This window comes from Bradyrhizobium sp. A5 (assembly GCF_042076515.1).
GTDB classification, from domain to species: domain Bacteria; phylum Pseudomonadota; class Alphaproteobacteria; order Rhizobiales; family Xanthobacteraceae; genus Bradyrhizobium; species Bradyrhizobium cosmicum.
On record NZ_CP148990.1, the window covers coordinates 3,292,080 to 3,309,507 of the forward strand.

General features: G+C 65.4%; 17 protein-coding genes. 4 read left to right on the plus strand and 13 right to left on the minus strand.

Annotated elements, in window-relative coordinates:
* Positions 1–4: 4 nt before the first annotated feature.
* The 8 genes from WHZ77_RS15740 to WHZ77_RS15775 all read right to left on the minus strand — a co-directional run bounded on the left by WHZ77_RS15740 (position 5) and on the right by WHZ77_RS15775 (position 6,638).
* A complete protein-coding gene (locus WHZ77_RS15740; RefSeq protein WP_375314442.1) occupies positions 5–940 on the minus strand; it encodes a GAF domain-containing protein in 936 nt (311 codons plus the stop codon).
* Positions 941–1,178: 238 nt separating this feature from the next.
* Positions 1,179–1,607, minus strand: a complete 429-nt coding sequence (locus WHZ77_RS15745; protein ID WP_375314443.1) for a hypothetical protein — start codon at positions 1,605–1,607, stop codon at positions 1,179–1,181.
* A 188-nt stretch (positions 1,608–1,795) separates the two neighbouring features.
* The gene (locus tag WHZ77_RS15750; RefSeq protein ID WP_375314444.1) at positions 1,796–2,143 is read right to left on the minus strand and encodes a hypothetical protein; all 348 of its coding nucleotides are present in this window, start codon (positions 2,141–2,143) and stop codon (positions 1,796–1,798) included.
* Positions 2,144–2,188: 45 nt separating this feature from the next.
* Positions 2,189–2,890, minus strand: a complete 702-nt coding sequence (gene lexA / locus WHZ77_RS15755; protein WP_375314445.1) for a transcriptional repressor LexA — start codon at positions 2,888–2,890, stop codon at positions 2,189–2,191.
* 176 nt (positions 2,891–3,066) lie between these two features.
* Complete coding sequence (glp, locus tag WHZ77_RS15760) at positions 3,067–4,278, minus strand: gephyrin-like molybdotransferase Glp (RefSeq protein WP_375314446.1); 1,212 nt, start codon at positions 4,276–4,278, stop codon at positions 3,067–3,069.
* A gap of 257 nt (positions 4,279–4,535) precedes the next feature.
* Positions 4,536–4,718, minus strand: a complete 183-nt coding sequence (locus tag WHZ77_RS15765; RefSeq protein ID WP_375314447.1) for a hypothetical protein — start codon at positions 4,716–4,718, stop codon at positions 4,536–4,538.
* Positions 4,719–4,866: 148 nt separating this feature from the next.
* Positions 4,867–5,496 (minus strand): HAD family hydrolase, encoded by a 630-nt coding sequence (locus WHZ77_RS15770; RefSeq protein WP_375314732.1) that lies wholly within the window; start codon positions 5,494–5,496, stop codon positions 4,867–4,869.
* 8 nt (positions 5,497–5,504) lie between these two features.
* The gene (locus WHZ77_RS15775; RefSeq protein WP_375314448.1) at positions 5,505–6,638 is read right to left on the minus strand and encodes an alpha-hydroxy acid oxidase; all 1,134 of its coding nucleotides are present in this window, start codon (positions 6,636–6,638) and stop codon (positions 5,505–5,507) included.
* A 304-nt stretch (positions 6,639–6,942) separates the two neighbouring features.
* On the opposite strand from WHZ77_RS15775, the gene WHZ77_RS15780 reads away from it, so the two are divergent.
* Complete coding sequence (locus WHZ77_RS15780; RefSeq protein WP_375314449.1) at positions 6,943–8,280, plus strand: S41 family peptidase; 1,338 nt, start codon at positions 6,943–6,945, stop codon at positions 8,278–8,280.
* Positions 8,281–8,414: 134 nt separating this feature from the next.
* Here the strand turns inward: WHZ77_RS15780 and WHZ77_RS15785 are convergent, their stop codons facing one another.
* The 5 genes from WHZ77_RS15785 to WHZ77_RS15805 form a co-directional block, all read right to left on the minus strand.
* On the minus strand, positions 8,415–11,147 hold the full coding sequence (locus tag WHZ77_RS15785; protein ID WP_375314733.1) for an EAL domain-containing protein: 2,733 nt from the start codon (positions 11,145–11,147) through the stop codon (positions 8,415–8,417).
* Between the two features lie 304 nt (positions 11,148–11,451).
* Positions 11,452–11,973 carry a cyclic pyranopterin monophosphate synthase MoaC gene (gene moaC, locus WHZ77_RS15790; protein WP_375314450.1) on the minus strand — a complete coding sequence of 174 codons (522 nt, stop codon included), beginning with the start codon at positions 11,971–11,973 and terminating at the stop codon, positions 11,452–11,454.
* A 1-nt stretch (position 11,974) separates the two neighbouring features.
* Positions 11,975–12,793 carry an indole-3-glycerol phosphate synthase TrpC gene (gene trpC / locus WHZ77_RS15795; RefSeq protein WP_375314451.1) on the minus strand — a complete coding sequence of 273 codons (819 nt, stop codon included), beginning with the start codon at positions 12,791–12,793 and terminating at the stop codon, positions 11,975–11,977.
* Between the two features lie 7 nt (positions 12,794–12,800).
* The gene (gene trpD / locus WHZ77_RS15800; protein ID WP_375314452.1) at positions 12,801–13,814 is read right to left on the minus strand and encodes an anthranilate phosphoribosyltransferase; all 1,014 of its coding nucleotides are present in this window, start codon (positions 13,812–13,814) and stop codon (positions 12,801–12,803) included.
* Between the two features lie 14 nt (positions 13,815–13,828).
* On the minus strand, positions 13,829–15,724 hold the full coding sequence (locus WHZ77_RS15805) for a SurA N-terminal domain-containing protein (protein ID WP_375314453.1): 1,896 nt from the start codon (positions 15,722–15,724) through the stop codon (positions 13,829–13,831).
* Between the two features lie 45 nt (positions 15,725–15,769).
* On the opposite strand from WHZ77_RS15805, the gene WHZ77_RS15810 reads away from it, so the two are divergent.
* From WHZ77_RS15810 to secG, 3 genes are all read left to right on the plus strand, one after another.
* Complete coding sequence (locus tag WHZ77_RS15810; RefSeq protein WP_375314454.1) at positions 15,770–16,006, plus strand: hypothetical protein; 237 nt, start codon at positions 15,770–15,772, stop codon at positions 16,004–16,006.
* Positions 16,003–16,758: a triose-phosphate isomerase gene (tpiA, locus tag WHZ77_RS15815; RefSeq protein WP_375314455.1), complete on the plus strand. Its 756-nt coding sequence runs from the start codon at positions 16,003–16,005 to the stop codon at positions 16,756–16,758. The genes WHZ77_RS15810 and tpiA overlap by 4 nt, the downstream gene beginning before the upstream one ends.
* Positions 16,759–16,911: 153 nt before the next feature.
* Positions 16,912–17,298 (plus strand): preprotein translocase subunit SecG, encoded by a 387-nt coding sequence (secG, locus tag WHZ77_RS15820; RefSeq protein ID WP_375314456.1) that lies wholly within the window; start codon positions 16,912–16,914, stop codon positions 17,296–17,298.
* Positions 17,299–17,428 lie beyond the last annotated feature (130 nt).

Sequence of the window (17,428 nt, forward strand, 5' to 3'; positions counted from 1 at the left end):
CGGCTTACAGGTACCAGGCGAGCACGGCTTCGAGCCGGGCGTTCCCGATCACCGGCAGGGCCACCATCTGGCTCAGCCCAGCTGTGCGGGCCTGAGCTGCCGCGATCGAGCCGTCATGCGCGTCGTTGAGCGCGGGCATGCCGGTAGCCCAGGCGCCGCCGATGCTGCCGTCGCTCCTGGCGATGGATTTATCCGCATAAAGCGCGGCGAGGTCGTTCTGCGCACTGCAATCGCCGGCGCGAAACACCAGCGCCGAGCGGGCCTCGTTCGGGACCCAGATCTCGAAGCGTCGCGCGATCGGCGTTGCCTGCGCCGAGAGGAAGGTCAGGACCCATGTCTGATCGGCGCCGGTCCGGTAGGGCACGCCGACACCGAGATTGATCCCGACCTTGGCAGCGTCCTCCCAGCGCAGGAAGCTCTTGGCGTCGTGCAAATCCTTGATGATCAGCGGCAGGCCGGCTTTCCAGGTGCGGCCGGGCAGGCCGAAGCCGCGCGGAAACTTGGTGTGGCGGGAGTTGAACTCGAACATCTCCGCCGCGCCGTAATAGCCGTCGACCAGCGCCATCTCGTGGGAGATTTGAGCGTCGTTGTGCCAGAGCTCGATCGCGCCGACATGTGCCTCGTCGTCACCGCAGAAGAGCACCATGACGGCTTGCAGGAATTCGCCGGCGAACACCGGCACGGCCACGCCGCAGGTGAGGCCGGCTGCGAGGGCCTGATCGGTCCGCTTGAAGTAGGAGTTGGCGAATTTGGTGAGGATCACGGGATGGCCGCAGGCCCAGGCCTTGCCGGGAAGGCCCTCGTCATACCCGAAACGCAGATCTTCGCTGGCGGCCTTGAACGCGGATAACCCTTGGCTGTAGAGGCCGCCGCCGAATTCCAACCGCATCCGCGTCCGGTCGGGCACCCAGAGTTCAACGACGCGAATGAAGGTCTTCATCGAACGTGCCCGCCGCCTCGAACCAAGACACCAGCCGGGACAGCATCGGCCATTTGTTTGCGGAAACGGACGTTCAAAATTCAGGCAGGACCGCGCAAACTTCGTGCGGCGGGGAGGAATGGTGGGCTGGCTTCGCCGCTTCGGGTTTTGGAGACGCAAGCCAATCCGTGTCGCCGGCCTCGGCCGGCGATGGCGATTTCAATCCTGTGTCCCGACTGGAAGGCCGGGGATGGCTGCGTCAGCCGATCGGTAGGCGGGTGACCGTCGGTCGGCCGTCGGCGTTGGACTGCGGCTTATTTTCGCCAAGTGGCTGGGTCACCGGCAGTTGCAGCACGGTCGCGTGCTGGCCTTCGACGAGCTGCGTCACCAGCACGTATTTGCCGTCGGGGAATTCGATCGCATCATGATGACGGTCGGGAATGTGCGGATCGATCTTGCCGAACTTGCCGACGCGGGAGTTGACGCTGCGCGTCCAGATCCAGCGATTGTCGTAGCGGACATTGTCGGCGAAGGCGAGCTCCGTTCCCGGCAACAGGCAGACCGCAACGGCCGGATCTGCTGCGGAGGCAAAGCCTCGCGTCGAGGTGCCGCGAAAGGTTGTCGAGACGATCGTCTCGCCGACTTCCGCGGGACGCGATGCGACGGCATGCAGGCTGTAGTCACACATCGGGGTGCTCCTCATGCGAGATAGCAGCCCGCGCCTCTTCTGAGGCGGAGGCCTCTATCAGAGTGGAAGCACCAAGCGTCTGCCCGGTTGTAGGCAAATCTGCGGCTCGCCGCCGCAATCTGCGATCACATTATCTTTTTCGGATGCACCGGACCAAAGCCTGCTTCCGTGCATAAAGGCCGCGCGTGTCAGCGGCCAGCAGGCGCCGACCAGCCGGAATATTGCCAGCCCGGTTGCGAGGACTGCTCGGTCGCGTTGTGGGCACTGCGGATTTGCTGGCTGGCCACTGTCTCCTTGCGGATCGGGCGCCGTGCCTGTGCGGCAAAGGCCTGCGACGCTGATGCTGCGATCAGCGCCGCCGCGACTATACTTGAGATGATCTTGCGCATGACGTCCCCTCGGGCCCTGAGGCCGCAAAGCAGCGCTGCTTTGTGCGGCGTGTCGAGGATGTAGCGCCGGAAGAAGGGCCGGATAATCTGCGCGAAACCAGAAAGACTATCCAGCGGGAGCGGACAATCGTCCGCTCCAATCGTCAACGCGCGCTCGCAAATCGGCGGTCGGGCGACAGGTTCAGCATTTGCTCAGTACTTGCGATAGAGCCCGATCAGCTTGCCCTGGATCTTCACCCTGTTGGGCGGCAGGATGCGCACTTCATAGGCCGCATTGGCGGGCTCGAGAGCGATCGAGGCGCCACGCCGGCGGAAGCGCTTGAGCGTCGCTTCCTCGTCGTCGATCAATGCCACGACGATATCGCCGGTGTCGGCGCTCTCGTTGCGCTGGATCAGCGCCATGTCGCCGTCGAGGATGCCGGCGTCGACCATGGAATCGCCGCGCACTTCCAGCGCGTAATGTTCGCCCGAGCCGAGCATGTCAGGCGGTACGCTGATGGTGTGGCTGCGGGTCTGCAACGCCTCGATCGGCGTACCGGCTGCGATCCGGCCCATGACCGGCACCGCGACGGGACGTTCGCCCTCGTCGGCGGGCGGGCTGGAGGTGGTGCGCACCTTGCCGAGATTGCCCTCGATGACGCTCGGCGTGAAGCCGCGGCGGCTGCCGGCGGCGGCCTGAAGCTCCGGCAGCTTGATCACCTCGATGGCGCGGGCGCGGTTCGGCAGCCGGCGGATGAAGCCGCGCTCCTCGAGCGCGGTGATCAGACGATGGATGCCCGATTTCGAGCGCAGATCGAGCGCGTCCTTCATCTCGTCGAAGGAGGGCGGCACGCCGCTTTCCTTCAACCGTTCGCTGATGAATCGCAGAAGCTCGTATTGTTTGCGCGTTAACATCTCGACCAAAATCCCCCGGTTGATGTCGTCCGATTCCGAGACGCTGAATTCAGCAGTAAGCCGCTACATGCTCGAAACAAATCATGAACGGACACTATATGTTCGATACATGTTCCGCAACTGCTTAATTTACCGTGAACGCTGCAGAGTTCGCAGAACGCATGCGAACGAGGCGGTCAGACGGGCAGTCGCAGCACCTCGCAGGGCGTGCCGGATTCGGCCATCGGCGCGAACGGCGCGCGCACGAGAAGTGCCTGTGCTGCAGCGAGATTCGAAAGCAGCGAGGAATCCTGGTGATTGACGGGAATGGCAGCGAGCGTGCCGTCATCACGCAGCTCGAGGCGTGCGCGCAGATAATCCTCGCGCTGGTCATTGGCGCGGACGTCGCGGCCGAGCACCGCGCGCTCGCGGCGGTGATGAATCACCGAGCGGCCCGACAGCGCACGAATCAGCGGTACCATGAACAGGAAGCCGCACACGTAGGATGACACGGGATTGCCGGGCAGGCCGATCACGCGCATCGCCCCGAGCCGGCCGTTCATCATCGGCTTGCCCGGTCGCATCGCGATCTTCCAGAACGCCATCGAGACGCCTTCGTCCCGCAGCGCCTGCTGGACCAGATCATGGTCGCCGACCGAGGCGCCGCCGGTCGTGATCAAGATATCGGCGCCACTCTCGCGGGCACGCCGGATGCCGGCTGTGGTCGCTGCAAGTGTGTCGGCGGCAATACCGAGGTCGATGGTGTCGGCGCCTTCGCTGCGGGCGAGCGCGTGCAGGGCGTAGCCGTTGGAATAGACGATCTGGCCGGGACCCGGCGCGCTGCCCGGCATCACCAGCTCGTCGCCGGTGGCGAGGATGGCGACCTTCGGACGGCGGCGGACGGGCAAATGCGGGTGATTCATGCCGGCGGCGAGCGCGAGGTCGCGCTCGGTGAGGCGGGCCCCCTTGCGCAACAGCACGTCTCCTTCCGAGAAGTCGACGCCGGCGGGACGGATATGACGCCCGGTCACGGCGGCTTCCTTGATCGTGACGCGCTTGCCCTCGGCAACCGTATCCTCCTGGATCACGATGGCGTCGGCACCATCAGGAACGACGCCCCCGGTGAAGATCCGCACCGCTTCGCCGGCGCTGACCGTTCCCGCAAACGGCCGGCCCGCCGCGACCTCGCCGATCACGGTCAGTTGGGAATCGATCTTCGCCGCGTCGGCCGCGCGCACCGCATAGCCGTCCATCGCCGACATCGCCTGCGGCGGCTGCGTCCGCCGCGCCGCGACATCGCGCCCGAGCACGCGGTGAAAGGCCTGGTCGAGGGCGACCGCTTCCTCGGCCAGAGGCTCTGCACCCGCCAGCACGGAGGCAAGCGCATCGGAAACCGGCATCAAGGCCACGGGTAAGACTCCTGCGAGCACGTTCTGCAAATCGGCGGCGAGAGTTCTAGCTGAGTGCAGGCGCGGAGGCAAAACAGCGATGGCGCAGGATGACTTATCCTGCGTCGTCTGCTTTGCGGAGGAAGGGGGACGTCAACGAAGGATAGACGTCAGCTCCGCCGCGGCATGATCCGAGAGGCGAGACAGACCGGCAACAGCTTGGCCATGGCAAGCACGAGAATGACGAGCGCCACGGCTAGCGTCGGTCACGTCCTTGGCTACCTGCGCGGACTGACATCCGGCGCTGCGGCGCCCTGGTCCCTGTCGGGCATCGGGTCGGCTTGGGCTTTCAGGTCGGCGGCCTTGCTGATCAGTTTTGCGGAAAGGTCAGAATCCGAGGTGGTTCTGGCGAATTTCATCAGCAGGGAGGCCTGCTTGGTGAGGTAGGTTTTGCCCAGCACGATGATAAGTCCGATCCCAAATTCCCAACAGACTCATGAGTCCGCAAGCGGGCATTCGTTCCCGGAACTGCGTATAAAATTGCACAGAGTGTTTTGGTTCCGAATTGCCGGCTGAAATTGTTCGGGGAATTGGCCGTTTGCTTCTGTGTCAGATCCCGAGCGCCCTCAGCGCGTTGCCGACATCCGTCGCCGAGGTCACGTGCACTGCGGTCAGGCCGCATGCCCGGGCTCCCTCGATGTTCTCGGCGAGATCGTCGAAGAACACGATCCGGCTCGCCGGCACGCCCATTGCCGCCACGACGTGGTCGAAGGCCTCCGCATCCGGCTTGCGCAGGCCGATACTGGACGACAGGTACACTCCGCGGAAATGGTCGAGCAGCCCGGCATACTCTTTCGAGAAATAGTCCACATGCGGCCGGTTGGTGTTGGAGAAGGCGTAGAGCGGCAGCTGCTTCGCCGCGCGCGGCAACAGCTCGGCGATGTCAGGCATCTCGCCGGCGAAGATCGCGTTCCAGCCCTCGAGGAACTGCGCATCCGAGATGCCGATCCCGAGCGACGAGCGCAGCGAGGCGAAGTAGTCCTCGTCGCTGATCTTGCCGACCTCGTGCAGCCGGTAGGCCTCGTCGCGAACATAGCGCGCGACGATCGCTTCGGGCGGGCAGCCGGCATGTCCCGCCCAGCAGGCGATCGCCTTGGAGAAGTCGATGTCCAGCACGACGCGCCCGAGATCGAACAGAAGCGCGTCCGCGCTGCCGGGAGAGAGCGAGTTCACCTGTATCCTTTCACTCAGTAGCGATACGGATCGTGGTCGAACAGCGGGAACGCGCTGAACACGCTGGGCGCATTGGTTGCGGTGGCCTGGTGCAGGCAGGACTTGTCAATTTCGGCGAACGAGGTGGCGCCGAGCAGGCCGAGGCAGCGCAGCACCTCGTCCTCCAGCAGTTCCAGCATCCGCGTCACGCCGGCCTCGCCGTTGGCCGCCAAGGCCCAGCATTGCAGCCGGCCGATGCCGACCATGTCGGCGCCCGCCGCGATCGCCTTGACGATGTCGGTGCCACGGCAGAATCCGCCGTCGACCATGATTTTGGCGCGGCCCTTCACGGCATCGACGATCTCCGGGAGCACATGCATGGCGCCGCGGCCGTGATCGAGCTGGCGGCCGCCATGATTGGAGACGTAGATCCACTCGACGCCGTGATCGACCGCGATCCGGGCGTCCTCGGCGGTGGCAATGCCCTTGAGGATCAGCGGAATTTTGAATCTGTCCTTGACCATCTTCACGGTCCGCCACTCCAGGCCCTTCTGGTAGTCGCCGCCGGTGGCGCGCAGGCGGCTTTCGCGAACATAGCGCTTGGCGATGTCACGTTCGCGACGGCTGTAATGGGCGGTATCGACCGTCAGGCAGAAGGCGGCGTAGCCGTTCTTCTCGCTGCGGCTGACGACATCGGCGACGAAGGCGTCATCGCCGCGCACATAGAGCTGGTAGAGCCGCAGCGCGTCCGGGGCGGCTTCGGCGGTCTTCTCCAGGCCGGGCTCGGACACCGAGCTCAGCATGTGCGCCGCACCGAAAGTGCCGGCGGCGCGCGCAACGCTTGCCGCGCCGTCCGGATCGAAGATCTCGAGCGCGCCGACGGGGGCGAGCACCACCGGCAGCCGCATCCTGCGGCCGAACTGCTCGACCGAGCCGTCGACCTTGCTCACGTCGCGCAGCACGCGCGGTCGGAAGGCGATCTCGTCCAGCGCCATGCGGTTGCGGCGCATCGTGGTCTCGGTTTCGGCGGCGCCGACGATATAGTCCCAGGCGTTCTGGTTGAGGTTGGCGCGCGCCTTGCGGATGAATTCGTGCAGGTTCTGGAACGGCTCGTTGCTGGAGCCGAGCTCGACGTTCCTTTCCGGCCGGATGCGGGGCGCGTCGTTCATTTGTTGTCCTCCCGAGAATTTGAAGTGTTATGGTCATCGCCTATCGTGTCCGGCCCTCCAAAACCATCCTAAATTCGCATAGCTGCAAGGTGAGGGTGGGCCGACCGATTCCCGCCTTGCGAAATGGCCCCGGAACGTTGCCAAAAGTTCAGGTCCGGGCGAAGGGATTTTTACGGTGTACCAGCCAGCGTGGCATCCCGGCCTTGAAGAAACCAGAATGGTATTGTGAGAAGCGGGCTGGATCGCCATTTGCATGGCGGCTTCCTCTGCCCCAGAACGGCGAAGCAAAAAGGCTACCTGATCCATGCGGAAATCCCTGCTGTTCCCCCTGGGTGCGCTCACGGGAGCGTGTCTGACCCTTCTGGTAGCCAGTCCGCACGGCGGCGTCTGGGCGGCACGGGCGGCGGCAAGCGCGGATGATGCCTACTCCCAGCTCAATCTGTTCGGCGAAGTGTTCGAGCGGGTGAAGGCGAGCTACGTCGAGAAGCCCGACAATGCCAAGCTGATCGAAGGCGCCATCACCGGTATGGTGACCTCGCTCGATCCGCATTCGCGCTATATGAACGACAAGGCCTGGACCGAGATGCAGGAGACCACCTCCGGCGAGTTCGGCGGGCTCGGCATCGAGGTCACGATGGAAGAGGGCCTGGTGAAGGTCGTCTCGCCGATCGACGACACGCCAGCCTCCAAGGCCGGCATCATGTCCGGTGACCTCATCAGCAAGATCGACGGCGATGCCGTGCAGGGCATGACGCTTGAGCAAGCGGTCAACAAGATGAAGGGCCCGGTCGACACCCAGACCAAGCTCACCATCGTGCGCAAGGGCGCAGACTCTCCGCTCGACGTCGCGATCAAGCGCGAGATCATCCATGTTCGCCCGGTCCGCTTCCACGTGGAGAACGGCGACATCGGCTATATCCGTGTCACCTCGTTCAACGAGCAGACCACCGATGGCCTGAAGAAGGCGATCGCCGCGATCTCCAAGGACATCCCGCAGGAGAAGCTCGTCGGCTACGTGATGGACCTGCGTAACAACCCGGGCGGCTTGCTCGATCAGGCCGTGTCGGTGTCGAGCGCGTTCCTGCAGCGCGGCGAAGTCGTCTCGACCCGTGGCCGCAATCCGGAAGAGACCCAGCGCTTTACTGCGCATGGCGGCGACCTCATCAAGGGCAAGCCGCTGGTGGTGCTGGTCAATGGAGGCTCGGCCTCGGCTTCGGAGATCGTGGCCGGCGCGCTGCATGACCACAAGCGCGCCACGATCATCGGCACGCGCTCGTTCGGCAAGGGCTCGGTGCAGACCATCATTCCGCTCGGCACCGGCAACGGCGCGCTGGCGCTGACCACGGCGCGCTATTACACGCCGTCGGGCCGTTCGATCCAGGCTCAGGGTATCGCGCCCGACATCGAGATTCTCCAGGACGTGCCGCCCGAGTTGAAGGGCCGGATGGACACGATGGCGGAGTCGCAGATGCGCGGCCACCTACAGGCCGCCGATGGCACCGAGCAGACCGGCTCGCAGTCCTACGTCCCGCCGGAAGAGAAGGACGACAAGGCCTTGCATGCGGCCTACGACTTCCTGCACGGCGTCACCGCGAATGCTGTCGCCGCGAAGCCCGCGCCGAAGGCGGCTGTGCCGAACTAAATCTTATTGACGATTTTCAGATATCGCCCGGAAGCGGATGACCGCTCCCGGGCGAATTCGTTTTGGGACGCCGTCTCGGCTCGGTTTTATAGCCGCAAAGGTCGCTTCATCGCGGCTGTCGCGCCCGGACAGACCTAGCCGGCCTCGCGGCGGCGGCTTTCCGCGCCGTCGCGCTGGGCGAGGCGGCTGCGATGCAGCGCGAACAGCTCCATCACCTTGTCGGCGGGCTTCGCGGCGCTGAACAGATAGCCCTGCATCTCGGAGCAGCCGAGCGTCCGCAGCAGGCGCTGCTGCTCCTCGGTCTCGACACCCTCGGCCGTGGTGGTCATGCGCCGGGCGGCTGCGAGGTTGACGACGGCCTGCACGATACTGGCGGAGCCGTCGGGGCCGGCGATGTCGTTGACGAAGCAGCGGTCGATCTTGATCTTGTCGAACGGGAAGCGGTGCAGATAGCTCAGCGAGGAGTAACCGGTGCCGAAATCGTCGAGGGCGATGCGCACGCCGATGGCGCGGAGCTGATGCAGGATCGCAAGCGCGGTGTCGTCGTCGCGGATCAGCACGGCCTCTGTGATCTCGAGTTCGAGTCGGCTCGCCGGCAAATTGGACGAGGCCAGCGCCGAAATGATCTTCAGCGCCAGCGTGCCGCTCTTGAACTGCACCGGCGAGACGTTGACGGCGAGGCGGATGTCGTCGGGCCAGGTGGCTGCATCGCGGCAGGCGGTTGCCAGCACCCACTCGCCGATCTCGTTGATCAGGCCGGTATCTTCGGCGATCGGGATGAATTCCGCGGGCGAGACCATGCCGCGCTCGGGATGGCGCCAGCGCACCAGCGCCTCGCAGCCGGTGATGCGGTCGTCCTTCAGGCTGAGGCAGGGCTGGTAGTAGACCTCGAGGCCGCCTTCGAGCCCGCCTTGGGCGATCGCGTGGCGCAGGTCGATCTCGAGCTGCCGCCGCTCGTGGACCTTGGCGTCCATCTCCGGCTCGAAGAACCGATAGGTGCGGCGTCCCGCGGCCTTGGCGGCGTACATCGCCATGTCCGCGTTCTTCAGGATCTGGTCCAGCGCCGTTCCATGTCCCGGCGCCAGCGCGATGCCGATGCTGGCATCGGAGGTGAGATGATGGCCCATGCAGTCGAACGGCGTACGGATCGCCTCGAACACCCGAGCGACGAGGTCGTTGACCTGGTCGAGTGATGTCACCGCGCTCTGGACGATGGCGAATTCGTCGCCGCCGAGCCGCGCCACGAAATCCGCCGGGCCTGCGCAAAGGCTCAGGCTTGCGGCGACCGACTTCAGCAGCTCGTCACCGACGAGGTGGCCGAGCGCGTCGTTGACGCCCTTGAATTCGTCGATGTCGATGTAGTGCACCGCAATCTCTTCGCCGGCGCCGATGGCGGCGAGCTCCCCGCGCAGATGCTCGTGGAACATGGTGCGGTTGGGCAGGTCGGTCAGCGCGTCGTAATGCGCAAGATGGGTGATGCGCTCCTCGATGCGCCGGCGCTCGGTAATGTCCTCGTGCGTCGCCACCCAGCCGCCGTCCGCGAGCGGCTCGTTGAGGATGTGGATCGAGCGGCCGTCGGCGGTGTCGACCACCATGGAGTTGCGCACATGGATGTCGCGCAGCACGCGGGCGACGTAGTCGTCGGTGTCGCCGGTGAACGAGCCGGTCGCCTTGCGATGGGCGATGATGTCGTGGAAGCTGCGGCCGGGCTTCACCACGTCGGCCGACAGGCCGTACATTTCGATGTAGCGCTCGTTGCATACCACGAGGCGCAGCTCGGCGTCGAACAGCAGCAGGCCCTGGGTCATGTTGTTGACGGCGCGATCGAGGCGCAGCTTTTCCAGCGTCAGCCGTTCGCGGGAGGCGCGATGCTGCTCGAGCAGCTTGCGCACGATCGCGATCAGCACGCCGGCGATGGCGAGCGCGGATGCGCCGGCGACCGAGATCAGGATGCCGATCTGCTCGCGCCAGTCCATCAGCGCCGCGGCGCGTGTCGTCGTGGCCATCATCAGGATCGGGAAATGGGGCAGGGCGCGGGCCGAGATCAGCCGGTCCTCGCCATCGACGGGGCTCATGAAGCGGCCGGCGAAATGGTCGCGGCCGAAAACCCGCTGCTGCTCGAACGGACCGTTCCTGAAATTGCGCCCCATCAGCTCGCTGGAATGGGGAAAGCGTGCGAGCAGCGTACCGTCACGATGCAGCATCGAAATCGTGGCGCCTTCGCCGAGCATGGCGGACTCGAAGAATCTCTCGAAGTTCGCCGGCTCGATTCCGCGCCCGACGACGCCCATGAATTCGCCGCCCGGTCCCACGATCTTGCGGACGATCAGGATCGTCCATGCCCCGGAAATGCGGCTGTGCACCGGCTCGATCAGGACATCGGGCGCATTGGGGTCATAACGGAAGGTCCGGAAGTAGGCGCGGTCGGCGACGTTGACCTTTGGGGCCGGCCATGTCGTCGACGAGTTGACCACATTGCCCTCGGCATCGACGACAGTGACGCCGCCCATGTAGGGCAACGCCTCGATCTTCGAGCGCAGCATCCGGTGGACGTCCTGGCCCGAGAGACGCTTGCGGTAATCCTCCGCGGTGTTGATGCCGGTGGCGCGGACGTGATCGACGAAATCCTTCTGGATGACCGCGAAATCCTGCAATTGCTGATCGAAATGATGAGCCAGCAGCAGCACGGTGTTCTTCAGCTCGCGCTCGCTGTTGCGCAGAGCGCGCTCGCGGAAATTCTGCGCCATCAGGACCGAGCCGATGGCGATGGCCGCGATCAGCAGCGTGCCGCCCACAACGAGCCAGCGGATCGGGCCGCTGCGCACGAAGGCCTGGTCGAAAAGGCGGCTGCCGTAGTTCGTCATGATGTAGATCGTTGCCGTGCACACGCCAGGATCAATTCCTGATCCCATAACATCCGTTGGTTTACGGGCACGATGTGGAGGCGAAGTTAGCAAGCGCGGTTAACGCGACATGAAATGCCGTGCGCAAATCCGATGCGCAAATGCGATCGATGCACGGGACGAGAAGCGCGCAGGATTCGCCGGGAGCTGTTGCGGCCATCGTTTCCCGCCGGTCGCGGCGATCAACCAGGGCTTAACCATCCAGCCTACTGGCGGTCTTCAACGGCGCGATGGCACGATCAGCGCGCCGCTGAGGTGAACGCGATCTTCAGGCGCGGTAGTGGCCGGACTTGCCGCCGAGCTTCTCGACGAGGTGGATGCCCTCGATACGCACGCCGCGCTCCACCGCCTTGATCATGTCGTAGATGGTGAGGCAGGCGACCGTCACGGCGGTAAGTGCCTCCATCTCGACGCCGGTCGGTCCGTTCACCTTCACGCTGGCGCGGACGAGGCAGCCCGGCAGCGTTGCGTCCGGCTCGATATCGACGGTGACCTTCGACAGCGCAAGCGGATGGCAGAGCGGGATCAGCTCCGATGTGCGCTTGGCGGCCATGATGCCGGCGATGCGAGCCGTGGCGAGCACGTCGCCCTTCTTGGCATTGCCCGACACGATGAGGTCAAGCGTCGCCCTGGTCATGAGGACGCGGCCTTCGGCGACGGCAAGCCGCTCGGTCGCGGGCTTGTCCGAGACGTCGACCATTCGCGCCTCTCCGGAGGCGCCGATATGGGTGAGGGCAGACAGGGGCTTTGTGTTGGCCTTTGTCCTGGCCTTTACCGGCTTGCGCGCCATGTCAGCGCGCGCCCGTGGCGCGTGCGGTCTCGCGCGCGAGCAGCGTGCGCGTGGCGGCAGTGACGTCGGCCTGCCGCATCAGGCTTTCGCCGACCAGGAAGGTCGACATGCCGACGCGCTCGAGCCGGGCGAGGTCGGCGGGCGTGAAGATGCCGCTCTCGCCGACCATCAGCCGTTCCGCAGGGATCAGGGGCGCCAGCGCCTCGCTGGTCGCAAGCGTGGTCTCGAAGGTGCGTAGATTGCGATTGTTGACGCCGATCATCGGTGATCGCAGCGCGAGCGCGCGATCGAGCTCGGCGCGGTCGTGGATCTCGATCAGGACGTCCATGCCGTAGGCGAGGGCGGCGTCCTCGAGATCTTTGGCAACTGCATCGTCGAGCGCGGCCATGATGATCAGGATGCAGTCCGCGCCATGTGCGCGCGCCTCGGCCACCTGATAGGTGTCGAACATGAAATCCTTGCGCAGCACCGGCAGCGACGTCGCCGCGCGCGCCGCCACCATGAAGTCGAGATGACCCTGGAACGAGGGCGTGTCGGTCAGCACCGAGAGGCAGGCGGCACCGCCGGCCTCATAGGCCTTGGCGAGCAGCGGCGGATCGAAATCGGCGCGGATCAGCCCCTTCGACGGTGAGGCCTTCTTCACCTCTGCGATCAGGGCGTAGTCGCCCTTGGCGTGCTTGGCCTTGATCGCGCGCACGAAGCCGCGCGGGGCGGCTTGCGCCTTGGCTTTCGCCTCGACCGCCGAGAGCGGCTGTGCGCGCTTTGCGGTGGCGATCTCCTCGCGCTTATACGCTTCGATCTTGGTCAGGATGTCCGACATGTCAGGCTCAGCCGTTCGAGACCGCGATCAGATGTTTCAGCCGCGCGCTCGCCGCGCCGCTGTCGAGTGACTTCGTGCCAATGGCGACGCCTTCCTTGAGGTCCCTGGCGCGTCCCGCCACGATCAGTGCGGCGGCTGCGTTGATCAGCGCCACATCGCGATAGGGGCTCGGCTTGCCGTCGAGCACGCTCTGCAGCGCGATCGCGTTGGCGTCGGCGTCGCCGCCTTTCAGCGCACCGGGCTCGCAGCGCGACAGCCCCGCTTCCTCGGGGGTCACCTCGAAATTCCGGATATCGCCATTGTGAAGCGCCGAGACGAAGGTCGGGCCGGTGAGGGTGATCTCGTCGAGCCCGTCGGAGCCGTGCACCACCCAGGCGGATTCCGAGCCGAGGTTTTTGAGCACTTGCGCCAGCGGCTGAACCCATTGCCGCGAGAACACGCCGACCATCTGCCGCTTCACCCCGGCAGGGTTCGACAGGGGGCCGAGCAGATTGAAGATGGTCCGCGTCGCGAGCTCGACCCGGGTCGGGCCGACGTTCTTCATGGCGGGATGGTGGGCAGGGGCGAACATGAAGCCGATGCCGCACTCACGAACGCAGCGGCCGACCTGATCGGGCCTGAGGTCGATCTTGACCCCGAGCGAGGCCAGCACGTCGGCGGCGCCCGAGCGCGACGACAGCGCGCGATTGCCGTGCTTGGCCACCGGCACGCCGGCGCCCGAGACGATGAAGGAGGCGCAGGTCGAGACGTTGACCGAGCCGGAGCCGTCGCCGCCGGTGCCGACGATGTCGACGGCATCGGGCGGCGCCGTCACCGTCAGCATCTTGGAGCGCATCGCCGAGACCGCGCCGGTGATCTCCTCCACGGTCTCGCCGCGCACCCGCAGCGCCATCAGGAGGCCGCCCATCTGCGAGGGGGTGGCCTCGCCGGACATCATGGCGTCGAAGGCGGAGACCGCTTCGTCACGCGACAGGCTGGCGCCGGTCGCCACTTTTCCAATGATCGATTTCAGGTCGTCCATCGCGTGCTTTCAACTCACTGGTTCGCGCCGGTCACCTGCGCGAAGGCGGCCTGATTAATGGTGGTCCCGATGTCGGTTTGAAGCTTGTTGACATAGGAAGCGACCTGCTCGTCGGTGAGCGCGCGGTCGAGACTGTCCTTCAGCTTCTTCACCGCGTCGGATGCGGTATCGACGGTGGGATCGACGATGTCGGTGACGCGGAAGACGACGACTTCGCCGCCGCCTGCGGCGGTCTGTCCAACGCCGTCCTTGGCGGTGCGGAACGCGGCCGACACGACGGTCGCGGGCACGCCGGCGGGCGAGTCGTCACGCTTGAAGCCGCTGGCGGTCTCGACCTTGGCGCCGACCGCGGCGGCTTCGTCGGCGAGCTTGCCGCCCTGTTCGAGCTTCTGCACCATCTCGGTCGCCTTGGCCTTCAGCTTGGCGGCGATCTGATCCTGGCGCCAGCGCGCCTCGACCTGGTCGCGGACCTCGTCGAGGTTGCGATCGCGCGAGGGCGTGATGGCGAGCACGTCGTACCAGACGTAGCCGCCCTTGAACGAGATCGAGTCGTTGTCGACGCCGACATCGGTGTTGAAGGCCTGCGACACCACATCGAGGCCCTGCGGGATGCTGGCGACCGGCTGGCCGTTCGGGGCGCGGCCGGAGCGATCGACGGCATCGATGGTCACGGCGGTGAGGCCGAGCTTCTGCGCGGCGTCGATCACGCTGGAGCCGCCGCCGCGCTCGTCTTCCATCTTGTCGCGGAGATCGGCGACCTTGACGCGCGCCCGCTCCGTGGCGATCTCGCGCTTGATGTCACCGGCAAGGCTCGCGTAGTTCGCCTCATTGCCCGGCTCGATCTTGTCGACCTTGACGATGGACGTGCCGAGACGACCCTGGATCGGCTGGCTGATCTCGCCGGCGGGCAGCGCGAACGCCGCATCGCCGACCGCGGGGTCGAGCGAGGATTTGGTCACCAGCCCAAGGTCGACGTCGGAGGCGGTCAGCCCGCGCTCCTTGCCGAGGTCCTCGAACGAGGTGCCACCTGCGAGGCGCTCGCGTGCGGTCGCCGCTTCGGCGGGGGTGGGGAACACGATCTGGTGGATCTGGCGCTTCTCCGGCGTGCCGAGCCGGTCCTTGCGCTGCTCGAACACCTTCTTGGCGTCCTCGTCGGAGACTTCGCTCCATTTGCCGATCTCTTCCGGCGAGAGCACGACGAAGGAGATCTTGCGGTATTCGGGCGCGCGGAACTGGACCTTGTGATCCTCGAAATATGCGGCGAGCGCCTCGGGCGAAGGCGCGTCGATGGCGCCGGCCTGCGCGGCGTCGAGCTTGACGAATTCGATCGCGCGCTGCTCGCTCTGGAAGCGCGTCAGCACGTCCAGCATGGCCTTCGGCGGCTCGAGGCCGGCGCCGATGGTGCCGGTGATCTGGCGGCGCAGCGACACCTTCCGCTGTTCGGAAACGTAGCGCTGCTCGGTGTAGCCGAAATTGCGGATCACCGCCTGGAATCGGTTCGCATCGAAGTTGCCACTGACACCCTTGAAGTTGGGGTCGTTCATGATGAACTGGCGGATCTGCTCGTCGGACTGGCCGAGCCCGAGCCGGCGCGCTTCTTCATCGAGCGCGGCTTCGGCGATGGTCTGCTGGAGCACCTGACGGTCGAGGCCGAAGGCACGGGCCTGGTCGGGCGTCAACGGCCGGCCGACCTGGCGGCCGATCTGTTGCAGGCGGTCGGTGTAGATCTGGCGGAACTCATTCAGCGAAATCTCGGTACCGCCCACCTTGGCCACCGTGGACTGCCCGAAGCCCTTGAAGATGTCGGCGATGCCCCATACGCCGAAACTGATGATCAACACGCCCATCACGATGGCCATGATGGTCTTGCCGAGCCAGTTTGATGAGGCCTTGCGCATTCCTCGAAGCATTTGGTCCAACTTGTTTGGCAGGAAGGGGAACGGGAGCGCGTCTTAATGCAGATTCCGCAAAAGCGCGTCACCAAATTGATCAATCATCATAAAGTGGCGGCTTTCCGCCCGCAACCTCAGGTCACGCGGCCGCTTGAAGCTGCGGTTAAAGCCCCCAAAGCGTTTTCCAGCAGATTGGCCCCCGGTTCGCGCCAGGAAAACGCGTCAAAACAAGAATCTGGAACTGCCGCGGCAGCTCTGGTAGCGCATGCACAAACCTCATTTCGCTGGAAATTGACATGACCGACGCCATCCGACCGCTGATTGCCGGCAACTGGAAAATGAACGGCCTGAAGGGCTCGGCTGCCGAATTCGACGCCATGCTCAACGGTGCGGCAGAGGTGGCCGGGAAGGCCGATCTCCTGGTCTGCCCGCCGGCGACCCTTGTTGCGGCCTTCGCCGACAAGGCACGCGGCCGGAAGGTAGCGGTGGGAGCGCAGGATTGCCATCCCAAGGCCTCCGGCGCCCATACCGGCGATATCGCCGCCGAAATGCTGGCGGATGCAGGCGCGACCGCCATCATCGTCGGCCATTCCGAGCGCCGCGCCGACCATGGCGAGGGCGATGCCCTTGTCAGGCAGAAGGCCGAGGCCGCCTGGCGCGCCGGAGTCACCGCGATCGTCTGCGTCGGCGAGACCCAAGGCCAGCGCGATGCCGGCCAGACCCTGGACATCCTGCGCGGCCAGCTCGACGGCTCGCTGCCGGACGGCTCGACCGCCGCCAACCTGGTCGTGGCCTATGAGCCGGTCTGGGCGATCGGCACGGGTCTGACCCCCACGGCCCAGGATGTTAAGCAAATTCATGGCTTTATCCGGGAGTTCCTGACCTCCCGGTTCAAGGCCGACGGCGCCATGATGCGGATCCTCTATGGCGGCTCGGTCAAGCCCTCGAATGCGGCCGAGCTGATGGCGGTCAAGAACGTCAACGGCGCCTTGGTCGGCGGCGCCAGCCTGAAGGCGGCCGATTTCCTTGCGATTGCGAAGGGCTGCCCCTAGCTAATTCAAACCGTTGGTTATTCGAAGCGGGGTGTTGGCCGATCGGGGGTGGCAATGCCGTTTCCGATCGTGTAACACCGCGCAACTTCAGGAAAACCCGCGAAGCGCGATCGGCCGCCGTCAGGCGCCGCCCGCTTGTGACGGAAGGGCACTATGCAGACTGTTGTCATCGTCATCCACCTCATGATCGTCGCCGTCATGATCGGCGCCGTCCTGCTCCAGAAGTCGGAAGGCGGCGGCCTCGGCATGGGCGGAGGCGCGGGCTTCATGTCGAGCCGTGGTACCGCGAATCTCTTGTCGCGAACCACCGCGATCCTGGCCGCGGGCTTCTTCGTCACCAGCCTGTTCCTGTCCTGGCACGCAGGTTATAGCCGCGCGCCGACGTCGATCATCGGCGCGCCTGCGTCGCAGACCCAGCCGGCCGGCGGCGGGCCGATCGCGCCGCCGACATCTGGCGGCATCCTCGATTCGCTGAAGAAGGCCGATGAGCAGCAGCAGGCCCCGGCACCGAGCGGCCCGCAGGTGCCCCGTTCGCAATAAAGCAGGGGGGCCATGCAGGGCGACTGCTACCGTCCTGCATCAACAATCCCCATCAAGGCTCTGTCACCACTCTTAGTTCTGGCTCACCCACAGGCCCGCAGAATCTTTCGGGCGGAATACGAATCGCTTT